This window comes from Tabrizicola sp., assembly GCF_031377265.1.
Taxonomy (GTDB): Bacteria; Pseudomonadota; Alphaproteobacteria; order Rhodobacterales; family Rhodobacteraceae; genus JAUYQR01.
Genome location: NZ_JANMET010000076.1, coordinates 1 through 25,820 on the forward strand (window position 1 = coordinate 1; position 25,820 = coordinate 25,820).

Genomic DNA, 25,820 nt, shown 5'->3' on the forward strand with positions numbered 1-25,820 from the left:
GTTGGAAGGGCGCGATCCGCCGAACCGGGTGTGAGGACGGAATGATCGTGTCGCGGGGGCGGGGATTTCTGTTCGTCCACATCCCCAAGACCGGGGGCACCGCGTTCACGCTGGCCTATGAGGCGCGGGCGTTGAAGGACGACATCCTGATCGCCGACACGCCCAAGGCGCGGGCGCGTAAGGGGCGGCTGCGGGGGGTGAAAACCGCTGGGCGGTTGTGGAAGCATTCCACCCTTTGCGACATCGTCGGGCTGGTGACAGAAGCCGAGATCGACGGCCTGACGACCCTTGCGATGGTGCGTAACCCGTGGGACCGGGCCGTCAGCTACTATCACTGGCTGCGGCTGCAAAGCTTTGCCCATCCGGCGGTCGGTCTGGCGAAAGCCCATGATTTCACAGGATTTCTGAACCATCCGCAGACCCGGACTAGCCTGCGGCTGTGGCCATATGACGCCTATCTGCGGCGCAGCGACGGGTCCGAGAAACCAAGCCTGTTTGTCCGCCTTGAGGCCTATTCCGAAGACATCGCACCGTTCGAGGCGCAGCTTGGCTTTCGCCTGCCGCTGCCCCGCGCCAATCCATCGGTGCGGGGGGCGGACTGGCGGCCGTATTTCAGCGACCCCGATGCAGCGCTGGTGGCTGATCTGTGCCACACCGACATAGGGCGGTTCGGCTATCGGTTTGATCCCCTAACCCCATGAGAACGCGGCCTTAACGGTGGGGATTTCACCGTTGGGCCGCGTCTTCACTGCGTCTTCATTCCGTCTACACGCGCGTAGAGATCAGCAAGCGTTAACCAAGACCGCAGAATCGGACGCAGACGCAGCGGTCAGGCTGCTTTTTTCTGCGCGCCAAAGCGGGCGTAGAAGCTGTCACCCTTTGCCGCCATTTCCGCCAGCAGGGCCGGCGTGGTGAACCGCGCGCCGTGGCGGGCGGTAAGGTCCTGGCAGATTTCCACCGCGCGACCGGTACCAAGGATATCGAGCCAGCCAAACGGCCCACCTGACCATGGCGCAAAGCCCCAGCCAAGGATGGCGCCCACATCGCCTTCGCGGATGTCGGTCAGGACACCTTCTTCCAGCGCACGAACCGCCTCCAGCACCTGTGCCATCAACAGGCGTTGCTGAACCTCGCCGAGGCCGGGTTGCACATCTGCCTGTGGAAAGCGGGCGTCGAGCCCGTCCCACAAACCTTCGCGCTTGCCCGCGGCATCATAGGCGTAAAAGCCCGCGTTGGATTTCTTGCCCATGCGGCCCTGATCGGCCATCCAGAACAACACCTCGTCCACCGCACCGTCGGGATAGGCATCGCCCATCGCGGCCTTCGTCGCCTTGGCGATTTTCACCCCGAGGTCGATGGAGGTTTCGTCCACCAGTTGCAGCGGGCCGAGCGGCATGCCGACCAGCTTGGCCGCGTTTTCGATCAGCGCCGGTTCCACCCCTTCGGCGACCATGCGGATGCCTTCGTTGATGTAGGGAATGATGCAGCGGTTGGCGTAGAAGAACCGCGCGTCGTTGACCACGATGGGGGTCTTGCGGATCTGGCGGACGAAATCCAGCGCCTTGGCGACGGCGCGGTCACCGGTGGCCTTGCCGCGAATGATCTCCACCAGGTTCATCTTGTCGACGGGCGAGAAGAAGTGGATGCCGATGAACTGGTCGGCCCGCACGCTGGCCTTGGCAAGACCCGAGATCGGCAGGGTAGAGGTGTTGGTCGCAAAGATGCAGTCCGCGCCGGTTGCGGCCTCGACCTTGGCGGTGACTTCGGCCTTGATCTTCGGGTCTTCGAACACCGCCTCGACGATCAGATCGCAGCCGGAAAGGGCGGCGTAATCGGTGGTGGCAATGATGCGGGCCAGCACTTCGGCCTTCTTTTCAGGGGTGACCTTGCGGCGCTGGATGCCCTTGTCCAGCAGCCCCTCGGAATGGGCCTTGCCACGATCTGCGGCCTCTTGCGTGGCGTCGATCAGCACGACCGACAGGCCAGCATTGGCTGCCACATAGGCGATACCGGCCCCCATCATGCCCGCGCCGATCACGCCCACCGAAGTGACCGACTGGTCGGGAACGGCAGGCCGGTTGGCGCCTTTTTCCAGCGCCTCCTTGTTGATGAACAGGCTGCGGATCATCGCGGTTGACGAGGGGTTCATCAGGACAGAGGTGAAATGCCGCGCCTCGATCTTCAACGCCAGATCGAAGGGGACAAGCGCGCCTTCATAGACTGCGGCCAGCAATGCCTTGGCCGCAGGATAGACGCCCATCGTCTTGCCCAGCACCATCGCGCTGGCACCGACAAAGGTGGGGAAACCGGGCGCGCTATACGGTGTGCCGCCGGGCATTTTGTAGCCCTTGGTATCCCAAGGTTTCACCAGATCGGCCTCGGTCGCCGAAAGCACCCATTCCTTGGCGCGGCCGAGCAGATCTTCGGGGGCGACGACCTCGTCGATCAGGCCAGCGGATTTGGCGGATTTCGGATCAGAAAGCTTGCCTTCCAGCAAGAAGGGCGCGGCCATCATCGCGCCCATCTTGCGGGTAAGGCGGGTGGTGCCGCCCGCGCCGGGAAAGATGCCGACAAGGATTTCCGGCAGGCCGATCTTGGCCTTTGGGTTGTCTGCGGCGATGATGCGGTGGCAGGCCAGCGGCAGTTCAAGCCCGATGCCAAGTGCGGTGCCCGGAAGAGCCGCGACGATGGGCTTGCCGCCTTTCAGGGTCTTGGGGTCCATTCCGGCGCGTTCGATCTTGCGCAGGATCTGGTGGATGTGCATCACGCCGTCAAACACCGTGCCGGCACCGCCCTCGCGCATCCGGGCGATGACGTTGAGATCCATACCGCCGGCGAAATCCTTCTTGCCGGAGGTGAGGATGATGCCCTTTACCGCCGCATCGGCGAGGGCCGTGTCGATCATGCCGCTCAGCTCGGCAAAGCCTGCCTCGCTCATCACGTTCATCGACTTTGCGGTGACGTCCCAGGTAAGGGTGGCAACGCCGTCGGTGTCCAGCACATAGGTGAAATCGGTCATGGTTGCCTCCTGACAAGGTATTCGGAGCCGTCGCGGCGCAGGTAGCGCCGGGTGGGGCCGTCTTTGTGGGTGATCAGATCGTGATCGGTATAGTGGATGATGTCGCGTTCGGCCCGCGTGTCGATCACCAGATAGCGAACCGGGGCGTCGGCGCGGTTGTCGAGGCGGTGGCCGATGGGCACGCCTGCGGGCCAGGCGGCGGCGTCGCCGGGGTGAAGCGTGGTCTCGTTTTCGTCCACCAGAACCGCCTCACCAGACAGCATGAAGACCATCTCGTCCTCAGCCTCGTGCCAGTGCCGGTGGCCTGAGGACGACCCCGGCGGCAGGTCTTCAAGGAAGGCGCCGAACTGGGTCAGCCCGCCCGGATCGCTGAGCAGGCGGGCGGAATAGGGGCCGGGACCGGGGCCGGTGACGGGGTGCACCGGGTTTTCTTCGGGGGTCCATGGGGTGGTGTCTTGGTGCAGGATGCGCTGGCCGGGGGCGTTCGGGTTGAAAGCATCGCCCCAAGGCTGTGGCAGGTTCAGCAGTTCGGGCGGCAGATCGCTTTGCCGCAGGATTGCGCCGGTCGCGTCCTCCATGTGCCAGCGGGTGCTGCCGTTCACCTGCATGCGGCCATCGTCGGGATAGTGGCAGACATCGCCCGCAGCCCGGCTGCCGATGATGATGTAGCGGCAAGGCGTGTCGCCCCGGTTGGTCAGGTGATGCGCGTTCGGGCAGCCGTGGGGCCAAGCGGCGGCATCACCGGGGGCAAGGTCGTGCATCCCGTCATCGTCGCGCAGGGTGACGGTGCCGTCGAGGACGTAGATGAATTCATCCTCAGCCGTGTGCCAGTGGCGGTGCGAAGAAAACGCGCCGGGTTGCAGCGTGTCGATATAGGTGCCGAACTGGGTGATCCCGCCTGCGACCGACAGGTGCAGGGTGGACAGGCCCGCCTCACCGCTGACCGGGGCATTGGCGGGGTCGATGATCATCGCGGCCCCTTGAAATCGGTGCCGTCCTTGTAGGTAAAGCGGGCGCGGCCGCCCGCCATCTCGACCCGCAGATCGACGTCGGAATAGGTGGCAACCTCGGTCGCGGCCTTGCTGCCGACCACCAGGAAACGCGCGACACTGTCGGTGCGGTTGATGAAATGGTGGCCGTCCGGGTTGCCTGCGGGAAAGGCCGCGCAGTCACCGGCGCGCATCAGGGTTTCGCCCGCGTCCTGTACCAGCGTGCATTCGCCCTCGGTCACCATGACGAATTCGTCTTCGTTCAGGTGCCAGTGGCGCAACGACGACATCGCGCCGGGTTGCAGCGTCACCAGATTGACGCCGAACTGGGTGAGGCCGCCCATATCACCTATACGGACGGACGAGCGCCCTGCCATCATTTCGGCATAGGGCGAGGGGTAGATCGAGTCGGATTTTACCGGGGCTTTCGATAGATCAAGCTTTGGCATCGTAGAGCAACCTCGTGGACTTTGTGGAACGAAAGCAATGCAATGCGCCCGGTCCGGTGCCCAAGGTGGCTTCGGACCCGATCACGATTGGCATCGGGGCGGATGACGCGCCCCTTTGATCATGCAGGTGCGGCGTGGGGGCCATTGCCTTACACCAGTTCGATGATCGTGGCGGCCCCCATACCCGAAGCGATGCAGAGCGTCGCAAGGCCGGTGCTTTTGCCCGTCCGCTCCAGCTCGTCCAGGAGCGTGCCGATGATGATGGCCCCGGTGGCACCAAGCGGGTGGCCCATGGCGATGGACCCACCGTTCACGTTCACCAAAGCCGGGTCCACGTCGAACGCCTGCATGAAGCGCAGCACCACCGATGCAAAGGCCTCGTTTACCTCGAACAGGTCGATGTCGCCGATCGCCATGCCAGCGTCGCGCAGGATCTTGGCGGTCACCGGGACCGGGCCGGTCAGCATGATTGTCGGATCGGTGCCGATCTTGGCGGTGGCACGAATCCGGGCGCGGGGTTTGAGGCCATGCGCCCGGCCGAATTCGGCATCGCCGATCAGAAGGGCCGCCGCGCCATCGACGATGCCGGAGGAGTTGCCGGCGTGGTGGATGTGGTTGATCCGCTCCAGATGCGGGTATTTCATCAGGGCGACCTTGTCGAAACCGGGCATAGTTTCACCCATCTCCTTGAAGGCCGGTCTCAACGCGCCCAACGCCTGCATGTCGGTGCCGGGGCGCATGTATTCGTCGGTGGCCAGGATCGGCAGGCCGTTCTGATCGCGGATTGTCAGCACCGATTTGGCAAACCGCCCCTCGGCCCAGGCAACTGCCGCACGGCGCTGGCTTTCCATTGCCAGCGCATCGGCGTCATCGCGGGAAAAGCCGTATTCGGTGGCAATAAGATCGGCGGAAATGCCTTGCGGCACGAAGTAGGTCTTCATCGCCAGCGTCGGATCGACCGCAATCGCAGCGCCGTCCGACCCCATCGGCACGCGGCCCATCATCTCCACCCCGCCGGCGATGTAGGCGTGGCCTGCACCGGCCTTGACCTGATTGGCGGCAAGGTTCACCGCCTCCATGCCACTGGCGCAAAAGCGGTTGATCGCCAGGCCGGGGATGCCTTCGTCAAGATCCGACAGCAGCACGGCCGAGCGCGCCAGACAGCCGCCCTGTTCGCCGACCTGCGTGACATTGCCCCAGATCACATCCTCGATCACCGGGCCTTGCAGCCCGTTGCGCTCTTTCACAGCGTTCAGCACCTTGGCGGACAGAGCCACCGCGGTCAGTTCGTGCAGCGCGCCGTCGGGGCGACCCTTGCCGCGGGGGGAACGAACGGCGTCGTAGATGAAGGCGTCAGACATGCTCTCTCCTCACACCCGGTCGGCAGGGCTGCCGGGCATCATCTCATAGGGGGGTTTCCAGCCGGGAAGGGCACTGATGCGATCCAGCCAGCGGTCGATGTTCGGCCATTCCGCGCGGTCAAAGCCGAAGGGTTCGGGATAGTAAAGATAGCCGCAGCACGACAGATCAGCGATGGTGACGGCCTCGCCCACCACCCAGTCGCGACCCTCCAGATGCGTGTTGAGCACCTTGTAGGCGGCTTTCAGGCGGCCTTGCAGAAACGGGATCACGCCTGCGGGGCGTTTGTCTTCGGGCAGGAAGTTCATCAGGAAGCGCGTCGTGCCAAGCTGGCCGGACAGTTTGTGATTGTCCCAGAACACCCAGCGCAGCACATCGCGCCGTTCTGCGGCAGAGCGGCCCCCCAGCTTGCCGGTCTTGGAGCTGATGTAGTCGAGGATGACGCCGGATTGCGTCAGGGTCAGCGGGCCGTCGACATAGACCGGCACCTCGCCCATCTCGTTGATCTCGCGGAAGGCGGGGGTGCGCGCCTCGCCGTTGAAGAAATCGACGAACACGGGTTCCCATTCCATATCGGTCATGGTCAGCGCCAGGGCGCATTTGTAGGCGTTGCCGCTTTCGCCAAAGCAATAGAGTTGAGCCGTCATGGTTCCTCCGGGGACTTGCGCCCTGTTAGCGTTTCCGCTCTTGCAGTTCCGCGTTGAACAGCCGCAGCCGGTGGCCAAGCGTGTCCTTGTCGGTGACGCTGTCGAAGTTCTCGAACAGGAAAGACAGGGCCTCCCCCTCCTCCAGCCCGGCTTCGGCCGAAAATCGCTTTAACGCGCGATAGCCATCTTCGGTCATTGCAGCGTTGAAGCGGCGGGTCAGGCGAAAGCGTTTCGGCATCGGCTTCTCCTCAAGCGGTGGGCAAGTCTAGAACGCCTCGGGGCTGAGCGCCATGACCGGTTCAGCCCCGGTTTCAATTCGGGCCAGATGCATGCCGCAAGCAGGCAGTTGCCGGGCCATGTAAAAGCGGCCGGTGGCGATCTTGGCGTCAAGAAAGTCACGGTCGCTGGCGCCGGCATCGAGGGCTGTGTAGGCCGCCTTGGCCATTCGCGTCCACATCAGGCCCATACAGACATGGCCCATCAGGTGCATGAAGTCGTAGGACCCGGCCAGTGCAGCATTGGGGTTTTTCATCCCGGCCTGCATGAAGAACATCGCGGCCTGCTGCAGCTGCTTTGACGCGGCTTTCAGCGGGTCGGCAAAGCCCTTCATCCGGTCGTCGCCGTCATGCAGTTTGCATTCGGCCTTCACCATTTCGAAGAACGCCATCACATGCTTGCCCCCGTCCTGCGCCAGCTTGCGGCCGACCAGATCCAGCGCCTGCACGCCATTGGCACCCTCGTAGATCATCGCAATGCGGGCGTCGCGGGCGAATTGCGACATGCCCCACTCCTCGATGTAGCCGTGCCCGCCATAGACCTGCTGGGCGGCGACGGCCATCTCGAAGCCTTTGTCGGTCTGGAAACCCTTGATCACCGGGATCATCAGGCTGACCAGGCCTTCGGCAGCCTCATCCCCCATGCGGACCGATCGGTCGATCAGACTGGCGGCCCAGAACGTCAGGGCGCGGGCACCTTCGACGAAGGATTTCTGTTCCATCAGGTTGCGGCGGATGTCGGGGTGCACGATCAAGGGATCTGCCGGGCCGGAGGGGTTTTCAGCCCCGGTGACGGCGCGGCCCTGCAGGCGGTCCTTGGCGTAGATCAGCGCGTTCTGATAGGCGGCTTCGGCCTGGGCATAGCCCTGCAGACCGACGCCCAGCCGCGCCTCGTTCATCATGGTGAACATCGCGCGCATGCCTTTGTGGAGGTCGCCCAGCAGCCAGCCGGTGGCGCCGTCATAGTTCATCACGCAGGTGGCATTGCCATGGATGCCCATCTTGTCTTCGATCTTGCCAACCGTGACCGCGTTGCGCGCCCCGAGGCTGCCATCGTCGTTCACCAGCACTTTCGGCACGATGAACAGGCTGATGCCCTTGGTCCCCTCGCCCCCGCCCGGGGCTTTGGCCAGCACCAGATGGATGATGTTGTCGGCCATGTCATGGTCGCCAGCCGAGATGAAGATCTTCTGACCGGTGATCAGATAGCTGCCATCGGCCTGCGGTTCGGCCTTGGTGCGCATCAGACCAAGGTCGGTGCCGCAATGCGGTTCGGTCAGGTTCATCGTGCCGGTCCAGTCGCAGCTGACCATCTTGGGCAGATACCTCGCCTTCTGGTCGGGCGAGCCGTGCACATGGATCGCCGAATAGGCGCCGTGGGTCAGGCCCTGATACATGTTGAAGGCCATGTTGGCGGAAACGAACATCTCGCCCACCGCGGTGCCCATCAGGTAGGGCAGGCCCTGCCCGCCATATTCTGGGTCGCAGTCCAGCGCGGTCCAGCCGCCCTGTTTCAGCGTATCAAAGGCCGCCTTGAAGCCGGTGGGCGTGCGCACCACGCCGTTTTGTAGAACGCAGCCTTCGCGGTCACCGACCGAATTCAGCGGGGCGAGGATACCCGAGGCGACCTTCGCGGCCTCTTCCAGCACCGCGCCGGTGAAGCTGTCATCCAGATCGCCGTAGCCAGGGATGTCGGCCCCACTGATCTGCAGGACGTTATGCAAGAGGAACTGCATGTCTTTCACGGGGGCGGTGTAGCTTGGCATTCTGTCATTCCCTCTTGTTCATTCAGCGGCCCTCTTGTTCATTCGGCGGCCCGGTTCGTCATTCAGCAGCGCGGTGCGACACCTCGTGGCGCGCTTCGCTTGCGCTAAGTTCAGCGCGCAGTTCGGCAATCGCTTCGTCCAGTTCGGCGCGCTGCGCCTCCATGATGGCCAAACGCCCATGTGCCAACTCGCAGGCCTTGCGGCGCTGCGCCTCGTTCGTGCCATCACGGTCGTAAAGGTCCAGCGTCTGGCGGATATCCTCCAGACTGAAGCCAAAGCGCTTGCCGCGCAGAATCAGCGTCAACCGCGCCCTGTCAGCCCGGGTGAACAAGCGTTTGGTCCCTTCGCGAACCGGGTTCAGCAGTTCCTTCGCCTCGTAAAACCGCAGCGTCCGTGGCGTGACGGCAAAGGCGTCACACATCGCGCGGATGGTCATCAGATCAGTCGTGTTCATCACTCGCTCACATACGATAAATTGCACCTGAACTTGCAGATGCAAACCGTTACATGGCTTTACTAGATCAGTTGACGTTAACGTCAGCGTAACGTCACGTCATTTCCCGCAATGACGTGAAGTCAGCCGGGTTTGAACTTGGAAAGCTCTTCAACGGCGGTGGCACGCAGCGCGCGCAGGTCGCTGATCGAGGTTTCAATCTCCTGCTGTTGACGGCCAAGTTCGGTCAATTGCCGGTCAGCCAGCTGCAGCCAGTACTGCAACTGCGACTCAGTCCCTTTCTGGCGATAGATCAGTAGCCACTGGCGGATTTCTTCCAGACTGAAGCCAAATCGCCGCCCGCGCAGGATCAGCGTCATGCGCGCCACTTCGCGGGGGCCGTAATAACGGGCGCGGCCATCGCGATCCGGGGCCAGAAGTTCAATGTATTCGTAATAGCGCAGGGTGCGCGGCGTCACATCGAACTTGGCACACATTTCCTTGAAGGTCAGCCGCGTGTCGGACATGGGGTTTCCTCCCACGCCGAACCTAGGCGCAGTCAGGCCTTCGCGCAACGGCGCGACGCACCCTTGCGCTTAACCACGCCGGGGCGTTTCATGCACCATGAAGGAGCCGCCATGCCCGATATCCACGCCATCGCCCGCCAATTCATTCAAGCTTTGCCCCACAGCCGCGCGCTAGGAATGTCTCTGGAAGAGATTGGGTCCGGCCGCGCCGTTATCTCCATGCCATATGACACGCGTTTCATCGGCGATCCGGCGACCGGTGTGATCCATGGTGGCGCAGTGTCGGCGCTGATGGACACGGCCTCTGGCGCTGCGGTGATGTGCCATCCGGCTGCGCCTCTGTCCACCGCGACGCTGGACCTGCGGATCGATTACATGCGCCCGGCCACCCCCGGCCAGACGATCCGGGCGCGGGCCGAATGCCATCACGTGACGCGGACGGTGGCCTTTGTCCGCGCGACGGCCACGGATGATGACGAAAGCCGACCCGTGGCCATGGCAAGCGGGGCTTTTACCATCGAGCGGGGCGAGCCATGAAGCAACCCGAACCGGTGCAGGTGATCAAGCAGCGCCGCGATGCGCTGTTGCGCAGCTTGGTCGAGGCGGTGCCCTATATCGGGTTTCTGGGCATCCAGTTCGACCGGCGGGGTGATGAGTTGACGGCGATCCTGCCGTTTGCCGACAGCCTGATCGGCAACCCGATGCTGCCCGCGCTGCATGGCGGGGCGACGGCGGCGTTTCTGGAAGTGGCCGCGATCATCGAGCTGGCCTGGACTTCGCTGTGGGAGGGGATGGAGGCGGAAGGGGCGGCCCCGGTCGGGCCGATCCGGCTGCCCAAGACCATCGACTTCACGGTGGATTACCTGCGCACCGGCCTGCCGCGTGATGCCTATGCCCGCGCCCGGGTGAACCGTTCGGGGCGGCGCTATGCAAGTGTGCATGTGGAGGCATGGCAGGACAACCGCAGCCGGTTGTTCGCGCAGGCGACCGGGCATTTCCTGATGCCACCCCCGGCATGACGGCCCCGCCCTGATGAGCAGATTGACCCATGGCCGGGTGATCCGCATCGCCGGGCCGATCGTGCTGTCAAACGCCACGGTGCCGCTGCTTGGGGCGGTGGATACTGCCGTGATCGGCCAATTGGGCGAAGCCGCACCTTTGGGGGCGGTCGGCATTGGCGCGGTGATCCTTGCGACGCTGTACTGGGCCTTTGGCTTTTTGCGCATGTCGACATCGGGTCTGGCCGCGCAGGCGCAGGGCGCTGGCGATATGGCTGAACGGTCGGCTGTGCTGCTGCGGGCGCTGATCGTAGGGGCGCTGGCGGGGCTGGCACTGGTGGTGGCGCAAGTGGCGCTGTTTGGGGCGGTGTTCAGCCTTGCCCCCGCGTCGGCCGAGGTGGAGGGGTTGGCGCGGCAGTATCTGGCGATCCGCATCTGGGGGGCACCGGCGACGATTGCGCTTTATGCGCTGACCGGATGGCTGGTGGGGCTGGAGCGGACGCGGGGTGTGCTGGTGCTGCAGCTGTGGCAAAACGGTCTGAACATCGGGTTGGACCTGTGGTTCGTGATCGGGCTTGGCTGGGGTGTGCCGGGGGTGGCGGCGGCGACGCTGATCGCGGAATGGACCGGGCTGGCGCTGGGCCTGTGGCTGGCGCGCGATGCCTTTGGCCCGGTACTGCGGGCGGCGCTGGCACGGCTGGCCGACCGGGTGGCGCTGGGGCGCATGTTCACCGCCAGCCGGGACATCATGGCGCGGACGGTGTTGTTGCAGCTGTGCTTCACCAGCTTTGTGTTTCTGGGGGCGCGGTTCGGCGATGTGACCCTGGCGGCCAATCAGGTGCTGATGCAGTTTCTGGAAATCACCGCCTATGCGCTGGACGGGTTCGCCTTTGCCGCCGAGGCACTGATCGGGCAGGCGGTTGGGGCGCGGTCAGCGGTGGAGACGCGGCGGGCGGGGCTACTGTGCATGCAATGGGGGTTTGGCGGCGCAGTCGGGCTGGCGGTCGTCTTTGGTCTTGCGGGGCCGGCGATCATCAACCTGATGACGACGGCGCCCGAGGTGCGGCTGGCGGCGCAGGACTATCTGCCCTGGCTGATCGCGGCACCGTTGATCGGGGTGGCGGCGTGGGTCTATGACGGCATCTTCATCGGCGCGATGCTGACGGGCGACATGCTGACCGCAACGCTGGTGTCGGTGGCGGTTTATGCCGTGGCGTTGGCGGTGCTGCTTCCGGCCTTTGGCAATCACGGGCTTTGGGCGGCATTGATGGTGCTGAACGGGGCGCGGACGGTTGCGATGTGGCAGCGGTACCCGAAGGTGGCTGCAAAGGCCGGTGCGAAGGCTGCTGCGTGAGGCTTGCCATCCCCTGCCCAGCCGGGCCATGATCGCGCCGTCAAAGGGGAATGTCATGCGGAAGTTTCTGGTCGTGCTGGACGACAGTCGGGAGTGTCTGAACGCGATGCGGTTTGCCGCACTTCGGGCCGCGCATACCGGCGGCGGGGTCACCATCCTGTCGATCATCCCGCCCGAGGAATACCAGCACTGGATGGGGGTGGCCGACCTGATGCGGGCCGAGGCGCGCGAACGGATCGAGGCGCATTTCGAAGTCTTTGCCAAGTGGATGCGGGACAAGCAGGGGGTCAACCCGGAACTGGTGATCCGCGAGGGCGACCCGGTGAACGAGATTCTGGCGCTGGTGAAGGAAGACGAACAGATCGGGATTCTGGTCCTGGGGGCGGGGACCGACAAGTCGGGGCCGGGGCCGCTGGTCACCGCGATGACCCGCACCTCGGGGAGCCTGCCGATCCCGATCACCATCGTTCCGGGGGATATGTCCAAGGAACGGCTGGAAAGCATCACCTGAGGGCGTGTCCACGCGTGGACATGGTATCAGCGTAAGCAAAATCAATATGTTAACGGCAGGAATTAACGATCTGGTAAGGATTGTCCGAGACAATCGGTGACGCTCGCCCGGAGCGAAGTCGTCACCTAAATGACCTGTGCCATGGCACATAGATCTGCCTCATCTGGCGCAACCCAAGGCCGCGCCGGTGGTGTGATCAATGACCAAGTCTCAGTGATGGTTTGGGGGCTGACGTACCCGTACGATGACCAGGGTAAGCAATTGCTTACTCACCGATGCAGCGCAGTCATTGAACACGGATTGCCAATCGCATAGCTGTAGCAAACGTCACAGGATAGATTCATGAGTGTTACAATGCCCATTTCTGCGCCCGGCAACCGCCCGGTGCTTTCGCCATTCGTCCTTAATGTGCTTGTCGCCACATACTTGATTGCAGTGTGCAACACGACGTTCTGGGGGCATCTGTTCCGCATCTTTGACGGTCAACCGATTGCCGCCTGGGTATTCGCGGGGGCGGTCTGGGCGTTGATGCTGCTGGTCACCTCGCTGCTGGCGGTCAGGCGGGCGCAAAAGCCGGTGCTGGTACTGCTGATCCTGATTGCGGCGGTGACGTCGTTCTACATGGACACCCTGGGCGTGGTCATCGACCGCGAGATGATACAGAACGCAGTCACGACGACGATGGCGGAAGGCAAGCACCTGATCACGCCGCAATTCCTGATCCATGTCGGGCTGTACGGGGTGATCCCGGCCGCCTTGGTGATCTGGGTGCAGATCCGGCGCGCGACGGTGTGGCGCGGCCTGGCGGGGTGGGCGCTGGTGACCGCCGGGTCGGCGGCGCTGGTGGTGGGGTTGTTGTTCACCAACCTGAAAAGCTATTCCACCGTCCTGCGCGCCGACAAAGAGCTTATGGGATCGGTACAGCCGCTTGCGCCGATGACCGGGGCGCTGAAATATGCCAAGATGATGTTCAAATCGGCGAATATCGTGCTGGTTCAGACCGGGACGGATGCAAAGCCGGGACCGCTGCTGGCGGCGGCGAAGAAACCTGTGCTGATGGTGATCGTGGCGGGCGAAACCGGGCGGGCGATGAACTGGTCGCTGGGCGGCTATGCGCGCGACACCAACCCGGAACTGGCCAAGCGCGACATCCTTTATTTCGCGCAGGCCAGCAGTTGCGGCACGGCGACGGCGACATCCTTGCCCTGCATGTTTTCGCCCCTGACGCGAGAGCAGTATTCCTACGAGGGTGGGCTGTCGAACGAGAACCTGCTGGATGTGCTGGCGCGCGTCGGGTTCAAGGTGGAATGGTGGGACAACCAAACCGGCGACAAGGCGGTGGCGGCGCGGTTCCAGCCGCGGTTCATGGTGACGGAGGATGCGCCGGAGCATTGTCAGAACGGCGGCGAGTGCAATGACGCGGTGTTCCTGCAGCGGCTCGCCGATCTGGCCGACACGATGACCGAAAACACGGTTGTGGTGCTGCACACGATCGGCAGCCACGGGCCAAGCTACTGGCTGCGCTATCCGCCGGAGCGCGAGGTGTTCACCCCCGCCTGCAAGACGCCGGAACTGACCGAATGTTCGACCGAAGAGATCGTGAATGCCTATGACAACACGATTGCCTTTACGGATTATTTCCTGGCGCAGGTGATTGATCAGTTGGCGGCGGATGACCGGGTGATTCCGGCGATGTATTACGTGTCGGACCATGGGGAATCCTTGGGCGAGGGCGGCATCTATCTGCATGGCACGCCGTATTTCATGGCGCCGGAGTTTCAGACGCATGTGCCGATGGTGATATGGATGTCCAAGGCCTTTCAGGCGGCGCTGGGGCTGGATCAGGGCTGTCTGGGTGCCAAGGCGGGGGATGAAGTCAGCCATGACAACATGTTCTCGACGATTCTGGGGATGATGGATGTGACCACCACTGCGCGGGACGAGGGGCTGGATCTGGCGGCGGGTTGCCGCAATCTGGCGGGCTGAGCAGTGTCGCAAAAGCCAGCGCGCAAGACCGGGGTGGCGCATTTCTTTGCGGCGGCGGGGTATTCGGTTGGCGGCGCCCGGCGGCTGATGCGGGAATCGGCGTTCCGGCAAGAGGTGCTGGCGCTGCTGGGCCTGATGGTGGTGTTTGCCGTGGTTGGGGCGAGCGTGGCGGAGTTTCTGGGGCTGGCGGTGCTGTCGCTGATCGTGCTGGCGGTGGAGGCGCTGAACACCGCGATCGAGGAGCTGGTCGACAACGCATCCCCCGGCTGGTCGGAGTTTGCCAAGAATGCGAAGGACATGGGTTCGTTCGCGGTGATGTGCATGCTGGTGGCGACCGGGCTTTATGCCGCCTGGGTGGTGTTTCTTTGACCGTTTAGAACGGTTCCAAACTTGACATTGGCGGTACGCGGGCGCATATCCGACTGGAATAGTCGGAGATACCCCATGTTCATCCAGACCGAATCCACACCAAACCCTGCGACGCTGAAGTTCCTGCCCGGCCAGACCGTGCTGGAGATGGGCACCGCCGATTTCCCCAGCGAAGAAGCGGCGGCGAAGTCGCCCCTCGCGCGGCGCATCTTTGCGGCTGGTGGCGTGACAGGCGTGTTCTTTGGCACCGATTTCGTGACGGTGACGAAGGCCGAAGCGGTTGAATGGCAGCACATCAAGCCAGCCATTCTGGGCGCGATCATGGAGCATTACCAATCCGGCGCGGCGGTGATCGACGGTGGTCAGGTTGCGGGTGGCGGCCATGCCGAACATACCGGCGAGGATGGCGACATCGTGCGCCAGATCAAGGAATTGCTGGACACCCGCGTGCGGCCCGCCGTGGCGCAGGATGGCGGCGACATCACCTTCCACGGCTTTGACCGGGGTGTTGTGTATCTGCACATGCAGGGCGCCTGCGCGGGCTGCCCGTCCAGCACGCTGACGCTGAAGATGGGGATCGAGAACCTGCTGCGGCATTACATCCCCGAAGTGCTGGAAGTGCGGCCTGTTGCGGCCTGACGCTTTGCTGCCGATCCTGGCCTTCGACACATCGGCCGCGCTGTGCGCGGCCGCTTTGCTATTGCCAGACCGCATCATCCTGCGCGCCGAGGCGATGGAAAAGGGTCAGGCAGAACGGCTGATCCCGTTGCTGGAAGAGCTGCTGGCCGAGGGCGGCATCGGCTGGCCCGACCTGCGCGCGATTGCGGTGGGCACGGGGCCCGGAAATTTCACCGGGGTGCGGATTGCGGTGTCTGCGGCGCGGGGCATTGCGCTGGGGCTTGGCATTCCGGCGGTTGGTGTCACGCGGTTGGAAGCGGTGGCTTATGGTCTGCCGCGCCCGATCCGGGTGATCGAGGATGCGCGGCGCGGCGAGGTCTATGTTCAGGATTTCACCGAAGCGGGCGCAGGCGAGGCCGTTCTGGCGGAGGGGGCGGAGATCAGCGGCGCGGTTACCGGTTCAGCCGCCGGGCCGGGGGCGGTGGTGTCGCCGGTGGTGATCGCCGAGGCCATTGCGCGGATCGGCGCGGCACGGGCGCTGACGCCGCAGCCGCGCCCGGCGCCGTTCTATCTGCGTGGTGCGGATGCAGCTCCGCCATCTGACCCGCCGCCGGTGATCTTGCCGTGACCCCGGCTGAGATGGCCGCGCTGCATGCGCTGTGTTTCACCACGCCAAAGCCGTGGAGTGCGGCAGAGTTTGCAGGCCTTCTGGGCGACCCGCTGTGCTTTGCACTGGTCGAGGCGGAGGGGTTTTTGCTGGGCCGCGCAGTCGCGGGCGAGGCGGAGTTGCTGACCCTTGCCGTGGCCCCACAGGCGCGGCGGCGTGGTATTGGTGCCAGGCTGGTGACGCGGTTTCTGTATCAGGCGCGGCTGCGCGGTGCCGAGGACGTGTTTCTGGAAGTGGCCGAGAGCAATGCAGCGGCAATCGCGCTGTATTGCGGCATGGGCTTCGCCGAGGCCGGGCGCCGGCGCGGCTACTATCGCGCCCCAGATGGCAGGGCCACAGACGCGCTGATCCTGAAACGTTTGCTTGCAAAGGCGGCAACCGACCGGTCAACCTGACCGGACGGTCAAAAAACGACATGTCGGCTGCGGAATATCCCTTGACCGGCCCGCTGGAGTCCGCCCAAGTTTGCTGACGATCCGACGCGCCCCCGAGTCTTCGGCAGCCGTCGGCCAAGAGCAACAAAATCCGACCGGGAGCAACCGATGACCTTCATGAAATCCCTCTATGGCGCAACTGCCATGCTGGCGCTGACCGCTGGCGCCGCACTGGCCGAGCCTGCGATCATTTTCGACCTTGGCGGCAAGTTCGACAAATCCTTCAACGAGGCCGCGTTCAATGGCGCGACCAAATGGGCGACTGAGACCGGTGGCACGTTCAAGGAACTTGAAATGCAGTCCGAAGCCCAGCGCGAGCAGGCGCTGCGCCGTCTGGCGGAATCCGGCGCCAATCCGGTCGTGATGACCGGCTTTGCGTTTGGCGACGTGCTGAACACGGTGGCCCCTGACTTTCCGGACACCAAGTTTGCGATCATCGACATGGTTGTCGACCAGCCGAACGTGAAATCGGTGGTCTTCAACGAGCATGAGGGTTCGTATCTGGTTGGCATGATGGCCGGCCTTGCGTCGAAGACCGGCACTGTCGGCTTTATCGGCGGCATGGACATTCCGCTGATCCGCAAGTTCGGCTGCGGCTATGCGCAGGGCGTTGTTGCCGCCAATCCGGCAGCAAAAGTCATTCTGAACATGACCGGCACCACCCCTGCGGCCTGGAATGACCCGGTGAAGGGTGCGGAACTGGCGACCGCACAGCAAAGCCAAGGTGCGGACGTGATCTATGCGGCGGCTGGCGGCACCGGCATCGGTGTGCTGCAGACGGCGGCCGATCTGGGCATCCTGTCGATCGGCGTCGACAGCAACCAGAACTACATGCACCCCGGCAAGGTGCTGACCTCGATGCTGAAGCGCGTCGATAACGCGGTGTATGAAGCGTTCAAGGAAGGCGTCGATCTGAAGCCCGGCATCAATGTGATGGGTCTGGCGAATGAAGGCGTCGGCTATGCTATGGACGACAACAACGCCGCGCTGGTGACCCCGGAAATGCAGGCCGCTGTCGATGCGGCGGCGGAAAAGATCAAGTCGGGCGAACTGGTCGTGCATGACTACATGTCCGACAACACCTGCCCGGCTGCCACGTTCTGAGCCGCTGACCTGTAACTGCAACGTGCCGCGCCAATCCCTTGGCGCGGCACGATTGCACCAAGACCAAAGGCTGCGGGGACGAGCGGCGGTCACTTTGCGCTGACGGGGTGACAAGGGGGGCAACATGGCGGACACCACACTCGCCATCGAACTGAAGGGCATCTCGAAAGCCTTCGGTCCGGTGCAGGCCAACAAAGACATCAACATCGCGGTGCCGCGCGGCACGATCCACGGCATCATCGGCGAAAACGGAGCGGGCAAATCGACGCTGATGAGCATCCTTTACGGGTTCTACAAGGCGGACGCGGGCCAGATCTTCATCAACGGCCAGCCAACCACCATCCCCGACAGCCAGAGCGCCATTCGCGCCGGCATCGGCATGGTGTTCCAGCATTTCAAGCTGGTGCAGAATTTCACCGTGCTGGAGAACGTGGTGCTGGGGGCCGAGGATGGGCCGCTGCTGAACACCTCGCTGGCCAAGGCGCGCAAGGTGCTGGGCGATCTGTCGCGGGAATATGAACTGGATGTGCACCCCGACGCCCTGATCGAGGATCTGTCGGTGGGCCACCAGCAGCGGGTCGAGATCCTGAAAGCGCTGTACCGGCAGGCCGATATCCTGATCCTGGACGAGCCGACGGGGGTTCTGACCCCGGATGAGGCGGACCATCTGTTCCGGATTCTGGGCGGGTTGCGCGATCAGGGCAAGACGGTGATCCTGATCACCCACAAGCTGCGCGAGATCATGGAGACGACCGACAACGTCAGCGTGATGCGGCGCGGCACCATGGTTGGCACGGTGAAGACGTCCGAGACCAGCCCCGAGGCGCTGGCCGAACTTATGGTGGGCCGCAAGGTGCTGCTGGAGGTGGCCAAGGGACCCGCCAAGCCGGGGGCGGTTGTCCTGAAGGTTGAGAACCTGCGGGTGCGCGACGAGCACAAGGTGGAGCGGCTGAAGGGGGTGTCATTCGAGATCCGGGCGGGGGAGATTCTCGGCATCGCCGGGGTGGCCGGGAACGGCCAGTCGGAATTGCTGGAGGCGCTGGGCGGAATTGCGCGGGCCACCGGGCGGATCACCCTGAACGGCGTGGATCTGCCGTTGACCGGCGCTGGCGCGAACGGGCAGGCGCGGCGGGCCGCAGGCATCGCGCATGTGCCCGAGGACCGCCAGCATCTGGGCCTGATCATGGATTTCACCGCATGGGAAAACGTGGCTTTTGGGTATTTCAACGATCCGAAGTATCAAAAGAACGCGCTGTTCATGGACAATGACGCGCTGCGCGCCGACACGCAGGCGAAAATGAAGACCAATCACGTGCGGCCACCGGACTGCTGGCAGCCAGCGAAAAGCTATTCCGGCGGTAACCAGCAAAAGATCGTGGTGGCGCGGGAAATGGAGCGCAACCCCGACCTTCTGCTGATCGGCCAGCCGACGCGGGGGGTGGATATCGGGGCGATCGAATTCATTCACAACCAGATCGTGGCGCTGCGCGACGCGGGCAAGGCGATCTTGCTGGTCAGCGTGGAGCTGGACGAGATCATGTCGCTGTCCGACCGCATCGCGGTGATGTTCGACGGCCAGCTGATGGGCTTTCGCGACCCGGAGGTGACGAATGAGCGGGAACTGGGGTTGTTGATGGCGGGTATCGCCGAAAAAGGGGCCGCCTGATGGACCGTTTGCCGCGTTGGGCGGATGTCGCCCTGGTTCCGCTGATCAGCCTGTTGCTGGCCGCAATCATCTCGGCCCTGGTGCTGCTGGCCATCGGGCAAAGCCCGGTCGAGGCGATCAACGTGATGGTCGAGGGTGCGCTCGGCTCGGCCTATGGCTGGGGCTATACGCTGTATTACACCACCAGCTTCATCTTCACCGGGTTGGCGGTGACGATGGCGTTTCATGCGGGCCTGTTCAACATTGGCGGCGAGGGGCAGGCGCAACTGGGGGGCTTGGGCGTGGCGCTGGTCTGCCTGTCGCTGGATTGGCCGCACTGGACGCTGGCGCTGTTGGCGGCCACGCTGGGGGCGGCGGCGTTCGGCGCGGTGTGGGCGGCGATCCCGGCCTATCTGCAGGCCAAGCGCGGCAGCCATATCGTGATCACCACGATCATGTTCAACTACATCGCCTCGGCGCTGATCGTCTATCTGTTGGTTGACGTGCTGCGCCCGGCGGGCCAGATGGACCCGGCGACCGCGCGGTTCCCCGAAGGTGCCAAACTGCCGACACTGGACATGATCCCTGGCTTCAACCTGTTTTTCACCAAGCCGGTGCCGGCCAACGTGACGCTGTTCATCGCGCTGGTGATGGCCGTCGTGGTCTGGGCGATCCTGTGGCGCACGCGGCTTGGCTATCAGATCCGCGCCTTTGGCAAATCCGAGGCGGCGGCGAAATATGCGGGCATCAACCCGACCAAGATCATCCTGGTCACGATGATCCTGTCCGGTGCATTGGCCGGAATGATGAGCGTGAACAACGTGATGGGCGAGGCGGAGCGGCTCTTGCAAAACTCGGCCGAGGGGGCGGGGTTCATCGGCATCGCGGTGGCGCTGATGGGGCGCAACCATCCGGTTGGTGTGGTGCTGGCGGCGCTGTTGTTCGGGTTTCTCTACCAGGGCGGGGCGGAACTGGGCCTGTGGACGTCGATCCCGATCGAGATGCGGATCGTAGTGCAGGGGCTGGTGATCCTGTTCACCGGGGCCTTGGACATGATGGTGCGGATGCTGCTGACCAAGGCGTTCGGATTGTTCCGCAGCCAAAAGCTGGGGGCCGCGTGATGGATTACGCAACGCTGCTGCAAATCCTCGACTCGACGCTGCGGCTGGCCACGCCGCTGCTGCTGGCCTGCCTCGCCGGGCTTTACTCCGAACGCGCAGGGGTCTTCGACATCGGGCTGGAAGGCAAGATGCTGATGGCCGCGATGGCATCGGGCGCGGTGGCGTTTCTGACCGGCTCGGTGTGGCTGGGGCTGCTGGCGGGGATCGGCGCCTCGCTGGTACTGGCGGGCATCCATGGGCTGGCCTCAATCACCTTCCGCGGCAATCAGTTGATCGCCGGGGTGGCACTGAACTTCCTGTCATCGGGCATCACCGTGCTGGTCGCGCAGCGGCTGTTCGGGCAGGGCGGGCGGACGCCACCCTTGACCGGCGACGCGCGGTTCGGGCCGATCACCCTGCCCTTCGCCGATGCAGTGAAGGACGTGCCGATCATCGGGCCGCTGTATAATGAAGTGATCTCGGGCCATTCCTTCCTCGTTTACACCGCCATCGCGCTGGTGCCGATCTCGTGGTGGGTCTTGAACCGCACGCGCTTTGGCCTGCGCCTGCGGGCGGTGGGGGAAAACCCGGCGGCGGTGGATACCGCCGGGGTGTCGGTCAAGGGCCTGCGCTTTGCCGCCGTGGCAATCACCGGGGTGCTCTGCGGCCTCGCTGGCGCCTATATGGCCACCGCCCTGCAAGCCGGTTTCGGGCGCGAGATGACGGCGGGGCGCGGCTACATCGCGCTGGCCGCGCTGATCTTTGCCAAATGGCGCCCGGTGGCCGCACTTTGGGCCTGCCTCCTGTTCGGATTCTTCCAGGCTCTCGCCTTGCGCCCCGACGTGGTCGAGGCAGTGGTGCAGGTCAAGATCCCCGTGCCATTCCTCGATGCGCTGCCCTACATTCTGACCGTCGTGGTCCTCGCGGGCTTCATCGGCAAGGCAACCCCACCCCGTGCCGGCGGCGAACCCTATGTGAAGGAACGCTAAGCCTTTCATCTGTCCACAAATATCCCACGGGGGGTGCGGGGGGTGTGAAACCCCCCGCTTCGCCGCCAGCCAAAAGAGCCGCCGATGACCGATGCCGCCACCCTTGCCACCCTGATCCGCGCCCGCGCGGGTGATGCGCCGGTGCGGCTGGGTCTGATCCTTGGCTCGGGGCTTGGCCATCTGGGCCAGGCCGTCACCGGCACCACGATCCCTTATGCCGACCTTCCCGGCTTTCCGCATGTCGGCGTGTCGGGGCATACACCGATGCTGACGGTGGGCGATCTGGAAGGGGTGCGCGTCGCGGTGTTCGGTGCGCGGGAACACTACTACGAGACCGGCAATCCCGCGGCGATGCGCCTGCCGCTGACGGTGCTGAAGGCGCTGGGGGCCACGGATCTGATCGTGACCAACGCAGCGGGGTCGATGCGCCCCGACATTGCGCCCGGCGATCTGATGCTGCTCAGCGATCACATCAATTACAACGGGTTGAACCCGCTGATCGGCGAAAAGACCGACGCGCGGTTCGTGCCGATGACCGGTGCGCATGACCCGGCCCTGCGCGACGGCCTCAAGGCTGCGGCGCGGACTTTGGGCATTGCGCTGCCCGAGGGGGTCTATTGCTGGTATTCCGGCCCCTCGTTCGAAACACCTGCCGAAATTCGCATGCTGAAGGGCCTCGGCGGTGATGCGGTGGGCATGTCGACGGTGCCGGAAATCATCCTCGCGCGGTTTCTGGGGCTGCGGGTGGCGGCGGTGTCGTCGATCACCAACATGGCGGCGGGCCTGAGCGACGAGAAGATCGGGCACGAGCATACCAAGGCGATGGCCCCCTTGGGTGCGGCAAATCTGGAACGCATCCTGCGGGAATTCCTGCGCGCACTCCGATGAGGTCGCCGCCGCGTTTGACTTCGCCGCCAAAGGCGCGCAAGCCTTTGATCATACCGCCGCTTCCAGCCCCGATGGGCCCGCGAACATGCAACTTTATCTGCCCATTGCCGAGGTTTCGGTCGATGCTTTCCTGATCCTCGGGCTTGGCGGAATCGTGGGGTTCCTGTCGGGGATGTTCGGCGTGGGCGGCGGTTTCCTGATCACACCGCTGCTGTTCTTCATCGGGGTGCCCCCGGCGGTTGCGGTGGCGACCGGGGCCAATCAGGTGGTCGCCTCGTCGGTGTCCGGCGTGCTGGCGCAGGTGAAGCGCAAGGCGGTGGATTTCCGCATGGGCACGGTTCTGCTGGCGGGCGGTATTGTCGGGTCAAGTTGCGGGATCTGGGTGTTCCAGCTGATGACCAAGGCCGGGCAGATCGACCTGTTCGTGCAGCTGTCTTACGTGCTGTTTCTGGGCCTGATCGGCGCGATGATGCTGCAGGAAAGCCTGCGCAGCCTGCTGCGGGCGCGCAACAGTGCCACGCCGGTGCGGCGCAGCCATGTGCACTCCTGGGTGCATGGGCTGCCGCTGAAGATGAAATTCCGAACGTCAGGGCTGTTCATCAGTGTCATTCCCCCGGTTCTGGTGGGGGCGGTTGTCGGCTTTCTGGCGGCGATCATGGGGGTCGGCGGCGGCTTCATCATGGTGCCGGCGATGATCTACCTGTTGGGCATGCCGACCAAGGTGGTGATCGGCACGTCGTTGTTCCAGATCATCTTTGTCACGGCTTTCACCACCGTGATGCATGCCGTCACCAACCAGTCGGTCGACATGCTGCTGGCGCTGTTGTTGATCTTTGGCGGGGTGATCGGCGCGCAGATCGGCGCGCGGGTTGGGGTGCGGCTCAAGGCGGAACAGTTGCGCATCCTGTTGTCACTGCTGGTGCTGGCGGTGTCGATGCGGATCGCGGTGGACCTCTTGGTGCGCCCGGCAGAATTGTACACGGTAACGGCGGGGGTGCTGCCATGATCCGCCTGCTGATCCCCTTGCTGCTGTGCGCCGGGATGGTGCGGGCCGACGAAAGCATCGTGTCGGGCCTGAGCCAGAACCGGGTGTCGATCACCGCCGATTTCGACGGGTCGGAGATCCTGATCTATGGCGCGGTCAAGCGTGAAACACCGGTGCCCGAGGGCGCGCCGCTGGAGGTGATCATCACCGTCGAGGGCCCCGCCACGCCGGTGACGGTGCGGCGCAAGGACCGGGTGTTCGGCATCTGGGTGAACAATGCCGAAGTGACGGTGGATTCCGCGCCCAGCTTTTATGCCGTGGCCACGACCGGGCCATTGCACGAGATTCTGAGCGATACCGAGAACCTGCGCCGCCAGATCAGTATCGAACGGGTGATCCGGGCCGTGGGCATTACCGATGAGGCGGCAGAGTCGGGCCAGTTCGTGCTGGCGATGCTGCGGGTGCGGACCAACGAAGATCGCTACCGGGTGCTGGAAAACCGCGTCGAATTGACCGAGGACACGCTGTTTCGCACCGACGTGGTGTTGCCCGCCAACCTGACTGAAGGCGACTACAAGGTCCGCCTGTTCCTGCTGCGCGATGGCCGGGTGGTGGCCGAACAAAGCCGGGTGATCGGCGTGCGCAAGGAAGGGTTGGAGCGGTTCATCTTTACCATGGCCCACGAACAGCCGCTGCTGTACGGACTGCTGTCACTGTTGCTTGCGGGCATGGCCGGGTGGGGCGCATCAGCAGCGTTCCGGTTCATCAGGATCTGACGGGCCTAATCCGCTTCGGCGATGATCGCTGCCACATCAAGCCGGGAGTTGGTCATCGCCAGCGTGCCATCAGGCGCGCGCGGCCAGTCGGCTTCGGCGCGGTCGCGGTACAGTTCCACCCCGTTGCCATCGGGGTCGGTCAGATAGACCGCCTCGGACACGCCATGATCTGCGGCACCGTCAAGCGGCCAGCCTGCATCTGCCAGCCGCTTTAGCACCTGGCCCAGTGCCTTGCGGTCGGGGAACAGAAATGCGGTGTGGTACAGCCCGGTATGGCCCGCAGGCGGCGGGGTGGAGCCACGGCTTTCCCAAGTGTTGAGGCCGAGATGGTGGTGATAGCCGCCCGCCGACAGAAAAGCCGCCTGAGCGCCATAGCGCTGCGTCACCTCGAACCCGAGGATGCCGGAGTAGAAGGCAATCGCGCGGTCAAGATCTGCCACCTTCAGGTGGACGTGCCCCACGCGGGTTTCGGGATGGATGGTCATGGCACTGCCTTTTCGCTTTGCTTCAAGATTGCACATAAGCAATAGTAGACAGCCTTTCTACTCATGCAAATGCACAGTATCCGTGCAAAGCGGGCAGGATCAGCCCTTCTTCTTGGCCAGTGACGCCTCAAGCGCTGCTATGCGCGCCTCAAGGGCTGCGTTTTCTTCGCGGGCCTTTTGCGCCATGGCGCGGGCGGCGTCGAATTCTTCGCGCGTCACGAAATTGCGGTCCGACATCCAGCGGTCGATGAAGCCTTTCATCGCGGTTTCCGCCTCGGTCTTGGCGCCTTGAGCCACGCCCATGGCGTTGGTCATCAGCTGGCTTACATCATCGAAGAACTTGTTGGGCGTTGTCATGTGCGGCGTCCTTTTCAGCTTGCCTCTTATATGGTCCGGCACGGGTGTTTCACAAGGTGGCGAAGTGGCACGGGCTGGCCAAGCCGCCCGGGGCAGAGTTGACATCGCCCCCCGCGCCCGCGACAACCGGGCATCCTTGAGAAAGCCCGCCATGATCGCGTTTCCAGACATTTCCCCGGCCATTTTCAGCTTTGAGGTTTTCGGCTTTACCCTGGCACTGCGCTGGTATGCGCTGGCCTATATCGTTGGCCTGCTGATCGGCTGGCGGCTGGTCACACGGGCGGTGCAGACCCCGCAGCTGTGGGCCGGACCGGCACCGATGACGGCCGATCAGGTGGAGCGGTTGCTGACCTGGGTGATCTTTGGTGTCATTCTTGGCGGCCGGTTGGGCTATGTGCTGTTCTACGATCCGGCGATGATTGCCAATGCGCCGTGGCAGATCTTGCAGGTCTGGAACGGCGGCATGTCGTTTCATGGCGGCTTTGCCGGGGTGATCATCGCAGGGCTGATGTTCTGCCGTCTGGAAAAGATTCCGCTGCTGCAGGCCGCCGATCTGATGGCGGTTGCTGCACCGACGGGCTTGCTGTTGGGGCGGATTGCCAATTTCATCAATGCCGAGCTGTGGGGGCGACCGACCGACCTGCCCTGGGGCGTGGCGTTTCCGGGCGAAGCGGCGCAGACCTGCGCGGGGGTTGTAGGGATTTGTGCGCGCCATCCAAGCCAGCTGTACGAGGCGGCGCTGGAGGGGCTGGTGCTGGGCGCGGTGCTGCTGTGGCTGGGCTGGCGGCGGGGCTGGTTCAAGCGGCCGGGCGGGCTTTTGGGGGTGTTTCTGGCGGGGTATGGTGCAGCGCGGTTCGCGGTGGAGTTCGTGCGCCAACCCGATGCGCAGTTTATCAGCGACGGCAACCCGCTGGGTCTTGCACTGCACATCGGCGGCTGGGGGCTGACGATGGGGCAGATCCTGTCGCTGCCGATGATACTGGCGGGCCTGTGGTTTCTGGCGCGCCGCCGTAGCGCATGACCGTTCTTGGCGACATGCTTGCCGCACGGATCGCGGCCACCGGGCCGATCACGGTGGCCGAGTATATGG

Annotated in this window: 29 protein-coding genes; 18 read left to right on the plus strand and 11 right to left on the minus strand. The window is 64.1% G+C overall.

Features of this window, described 5'->3' with window-relative positions:
• The first annotated feature begins 41 nt into the window (after positions 1-41).
• A complete protein-coding gene (locus tag RMO18_RS04430) occupies positions 42-701 on the plus strand; it encodes a sulfotransferase family 2 domain-containing protein (protein ID WP_309664204.1) in 660 nt (219 codons plus the stop codon).
• A 128-nt stretch (positions 702-829) separates the two neighbouring features.
• Here RMO18_RS04430 and RMO18_RS04435 read toward each other — a convergent pair whose 3' ends face one another.
• The 9 genes from RMO18_RS04435 to RMO18_RS04475 all read right to left on the minus strand — a co-directional run bounded on the left by RMO18_RS04435 (position 830) and on the right by RMO18_RS04475 (position 9,464).
• Positions 830-3,019 (minus strand): FAD-dependent oxidoreductase, encoded by a 2,190-nt coding sequence (locus RMO18_RS04435; RefSeq protein WP_309664167.1) that lies wholly within the window; start codon positions 3,017-3,019, stop codon positions 830-832.
• The gene (locus tag RMO18_RS04440) at positions 3,016-3,990 is read right to left on the minus strand and encodes a cupin domain-containing protein (RefSeq protein WP_309664169.1); all 975 of its coding nucleotides are present in this window, start codon (positions 3,988-3,990) and stop codon (positions 3,016-3,018) included. The genes RMO18_RS04435 and RMO18_RS04440 overlap by 4 nt, the downstream gene beginning before the upstream one ends.
• Positions 3,987-4,457 carry a cupin domain-containing protein gene (locus RMO18_RS04445; protein WP_309664170.1) on the minus strand — a complete coding sequence of 157 codons (471 nt, stop codon included), beginning with the start codon at positions 4,455-4,457 and terminating at the stop codon, positions 3,987-3,989. The genes RMO18_RS04440 and RMO18_RS04445 overlap by 4 nt, the downstream gene beginning before the upstream one ends.
• Positions 4,458-4,606: 149 nt before the next feature.
• Positions 4,607-5,818 carry an acetyl-CoA C-acetyltransferase gene (locus RMO18_RS04450; protein WP_309664171.1) on the minus strand — a complete coding sequence of 404 codons (1,212 nt, stop codon included), beginning with the start codon at positions 5,816-5,818 and terminating at the stop codon, positions 4,607-4,609.
• 9 nt (positions 5,819-5,827) lie between these two features.
• On the minus strand, positions 5,828-6,463 hold the full coding sequence (locus RMO18_RS04455) for a glutathione S-transferase family protein (protein WP_309664173.1): 636 nt from the start codon (positions 6,461-6,463) through the stop codon (positions 5,828-5,830).
• Between the two features lie 25 nt (positions 6,464-6,488).
• Positions 6,489-6,701 (minus strand): hypothetical protein, encoded by a 213-nt coding sequence (locus RMO18_RS04460; RefSeq protein ID WP_309664174.1) that lies wholly within the window; start codon positions 6,699-6,701, stop codon positions 6,489-6,491.
• A 27-nt stretch (positions 6,702-6,728) separates the two neighbouring features.
• Complete coding sequence (locus RMO18_RS04465; protein ID WP_309664175.1) at positions 6,729-8,504, minus strand: acyl-CoA dehydrogenase C-terminal domain-containing protein; 1,776 nt, start codon at positions 8,502-8,504, stop codon at positions 6,729-6,731.
• Positions 8,505-8,562: 58 nt separating this feature from the next.
• Positions 8,563-8,958, minus strand: coding sequence for a MerR family DNA-binding transcriptional regulator (locus tag RMO18_RS04470; protein ID WP_309664176.1), 396 nt, complete (start codon positions 8,956-8,958; stop codon positions 8,563-8,565).
• Between the two features lie 122 nt (positions 8,959-9,080).
• Entirely contained in the window at positions 9,081-9,464 is a 384-nt protein-coding gene (locus RMO18_RS04475) for a MerR family DNA-binding transcriptional regulator (RefSeq protein WP_309664177.1), read from the minus strand.
• Between the two features lie 111 nt (positions 9,465-9,575).
• Here RMO18_RS04475 and RMO18_RS04480 point away from each other — a divergent pair, with 111 nt between their 5' ends.
• The 16 genes from RMO18_RS04480 to RMO18_RS04555 all read left to right on the plus strand — a co-directional run bounded on the left by RMO18_RS04480 (position 9,576) and on the right by RMO18_RS04555 (position 23,888).
• Positions 9,576-10,001 (plus strand): PaaI family thioesterase, encoded by a 426-nt coding sequence (locus RMO18_RS04480; RefSeq protein WP_309664179.1) that lies wholly within the window; start codon positions 9,576-9,578, stop codon positions 9,999-10,001.
• A complete protein-coding gene (locus RMO18_RS04485) occupies positions 9,998-10,483 on the plus strand; it encodes a PaaI family thioesterase (protein ID WP_309664180.1) in 486 nt (161 codons plus the stop codon). Before RMO18_RS04480 ends, RMO18_RS04485 begins: the two co-directional genes overlap by 4 nt.
• A 13-nt stretch (positions 10,484-10,496) precedes the next feature.
• A complete protein-coding gene (locus tag RMO18_RS04490; protein WP_309664181.1) occupies positions 10,497-11,816 on the plus strand; it encodes an MATE family efflux transporter in 1,320 nt (439 codons plus the stop codon).
• Positions 11,817-11,871: 55 nt separating this feature from the next.
• A complete protein-coding gene (locus RMO18_RS04495; RefSeq protein WP_309664182.1) occupies positions 11,872-12,327 on the plus strand; it encodes a universal stress protein in 456 nt (151 codons plus the stop codon).
• Between the two features lie 342 nt (positions 12,328-12,669).
• On the plus strand, positions 12,670-14,313 hold the full coding sequence (locus tag RMO18_RS04500; protein ID WP_309664183.1) for a phosphoethanolamine--lipid A transferase: 1,644 nt from the start codon (positions 12,670-12,672) through the stop codon (positions 14,311-14,313).
• Between the two features lie 3 nt (positions 14,314-14,316).
• Positions 14,317-14,682, plus strand: coding sequence for a diacylglycerol kinase (locus RMO18_RS04505; RefSeq protein ID WP_309664185.1), 366 nt, complete (start codon positions 14,317-14,319; stop codon positions 14,680-14,682).
• A 75-nt stretch (positions 14,683-14,757) separates the two neighbouring features.
• Entirely contained in the window at positions 14,758-15,321 is a 564-nt protein-coding gene (locus RMO18_RS04510; RefSeq protein WP_309664187.1) for a NifU family protein, read from the plus strand.
• Positions 15,311-15,928 carry a tRNA (adenosine(37)-N6)-threonylcarbamoyltransferase complex dimerization subunit type 1 TsaB gene (gene tsaB / locus RMO18_RS04515; protein ID WP_309664188.1) on the plus strand — a complete coding sequence of 206 codons (618 nt, stop codon included), beginning with the start codon at positions 15,311-15,313 and terminating at the stop codon, positions 15,926-15,928. The genes RMO18_RS04510 and tsaB overlap by 11 nt, the downstream gene beginning before the upstream one ends.
• A gap of 11 nt (positions 15,929-15,939) precedes the next feature.
• On the plus strand, positions 15,940-16,362 hold the full coding sequence (locus RMO18_RS04520; protein WP_309664189.1) for a GNAT family N-acetyltransferase: 423 nt from the start codon (positions 15,940-15,942) through the stop codon (positions 16,360-16,362).
• Positions 16,363-16,509: 147 nt separating this feature from the next.
• Positions 16,510-17,505, plus strand: a complete 996-nt coding sequence (locus RMO18_RS04525; protein ID WP_309664190.1) for a BMP family ABC transporter substrate-binding protein — start codon at positions 16,510-16,512, stop codon at positions 17,503-17,505.
• A gap of 124 nt (positions 17,506-17,629) precedes the next feature.
• A complete protein-coding gene (locus RMO18_RS04530; RefSeq protein ID WP_309664191.1) occupies positions 17,630-19,171 on the plus strand; it encodes an ABC transporter ATP-binding protein in 1,542 nt (513 codons plus the stop codon).
• Positions 19,171-20,271 (plus strand): ABC transporter permease, encoded by a 1,101-nt coding sequence (locus tag RMO18_RS04535; RefSeq protein ID WP_309664192.1) that lies wholly within the window; start codon positions 19,171-19,173, stop codon positions 20,269-20,271. The genes RMO18_RS04530 and RMO18_RS04535 overlap by 1 nt, the downstream gene beginning before the upstream one ends.
• Entirely contained in the window at positions 20,271-21,239 is a 969-nt protein-coding gene (locus tag RMO18_RS04540; protein ID WP_309664194.1) for an ABC transporter permease, read from the plus strand. The genes RMO18_RS04535 and RMO18_RS04540 overlap by 1 nt, the downstream gene beginning before the upstream one ends.
• 84 nt (positions 21,240-21,323) lie before the next feature.
• Positions 21,324-22,127, plus strand: a complete 804-nt coding sequence (locus tag RMO18_RS04545; RefSeq protein WP_309664195.1) for a purine-nucleoside phosphorylase — start codon at positions 21,324-21,326, stop codon at positions 22,125-22,127.
• A gap of 85 nt (positions 22,128-22,212) precedes the next feature.
• Positions 22,213-23,133: a sulfite exporter TauE/SafE family protein gene (locus RMO18_RS04550; protein WP_309664196.1), complete on the plus strand. Its 921-nt coding sequence runs from the start codon at positions 22,213-22,215 to the stop codon at positions 23,131-23,133.
• Entirely contained in the window at positions 23,130-23,888 is a 759-nt protein-coding gene (locus tag RMO18_RS04555) for a TIGR02186 family protein (protein ID WP_309664198.1), read from the plus strand. Before RMO18_RS04550 ends, RMO18_RS04555 begins: the two co-directional genes overlap by 4 nt.
• Before the next feature lie 5 nt (positions 23,889-23,893).
• Here the strand turns inward: RMO18_RS04555 and RMO18_RS04560 are convergent, their stop codons facing one another.
• The gene (locus RMO18_RS04560) at positions 23,894-24,373 is read right to left on the minus strand and encodes a VOC family protein (protein ID WP_309664200.1); all 480 of its coding nucleotides are present in this window, start codon (positions 24,371-24,373) and stop codon (positions 23,894-23,896) included.
• Positions 24,374-24,472: 99 nt separating this feature from the next.
• A complete protein-coding gene (locus RMO18_RS04565; protein WP_309664202.1) occupies positions 24,473-24,730 on the minus strand; it encodes an accessory factor UbiK family protein in 258 nt (85 codons plus the stop codon).
• A 151-nt stretch (positions 24,731-24,881) separates the two neighbouring features.
• Between RMO18_RS04565 and lgt the strand changes: the two genes are divergently transcribed.
• Entirely contained in the window at positions 24,882-25,751 is an 870-nt protein-coding gene (lgt, locus tag RMO18_RS04570) for a prolipoprotein diacylglyceryl transferase (RefSeq protein ID WP_309664203.1), read from the plus strand.
• The last annotated feature ends 69 nt before the right edge of the window (positions 25,752-25,820 follow it).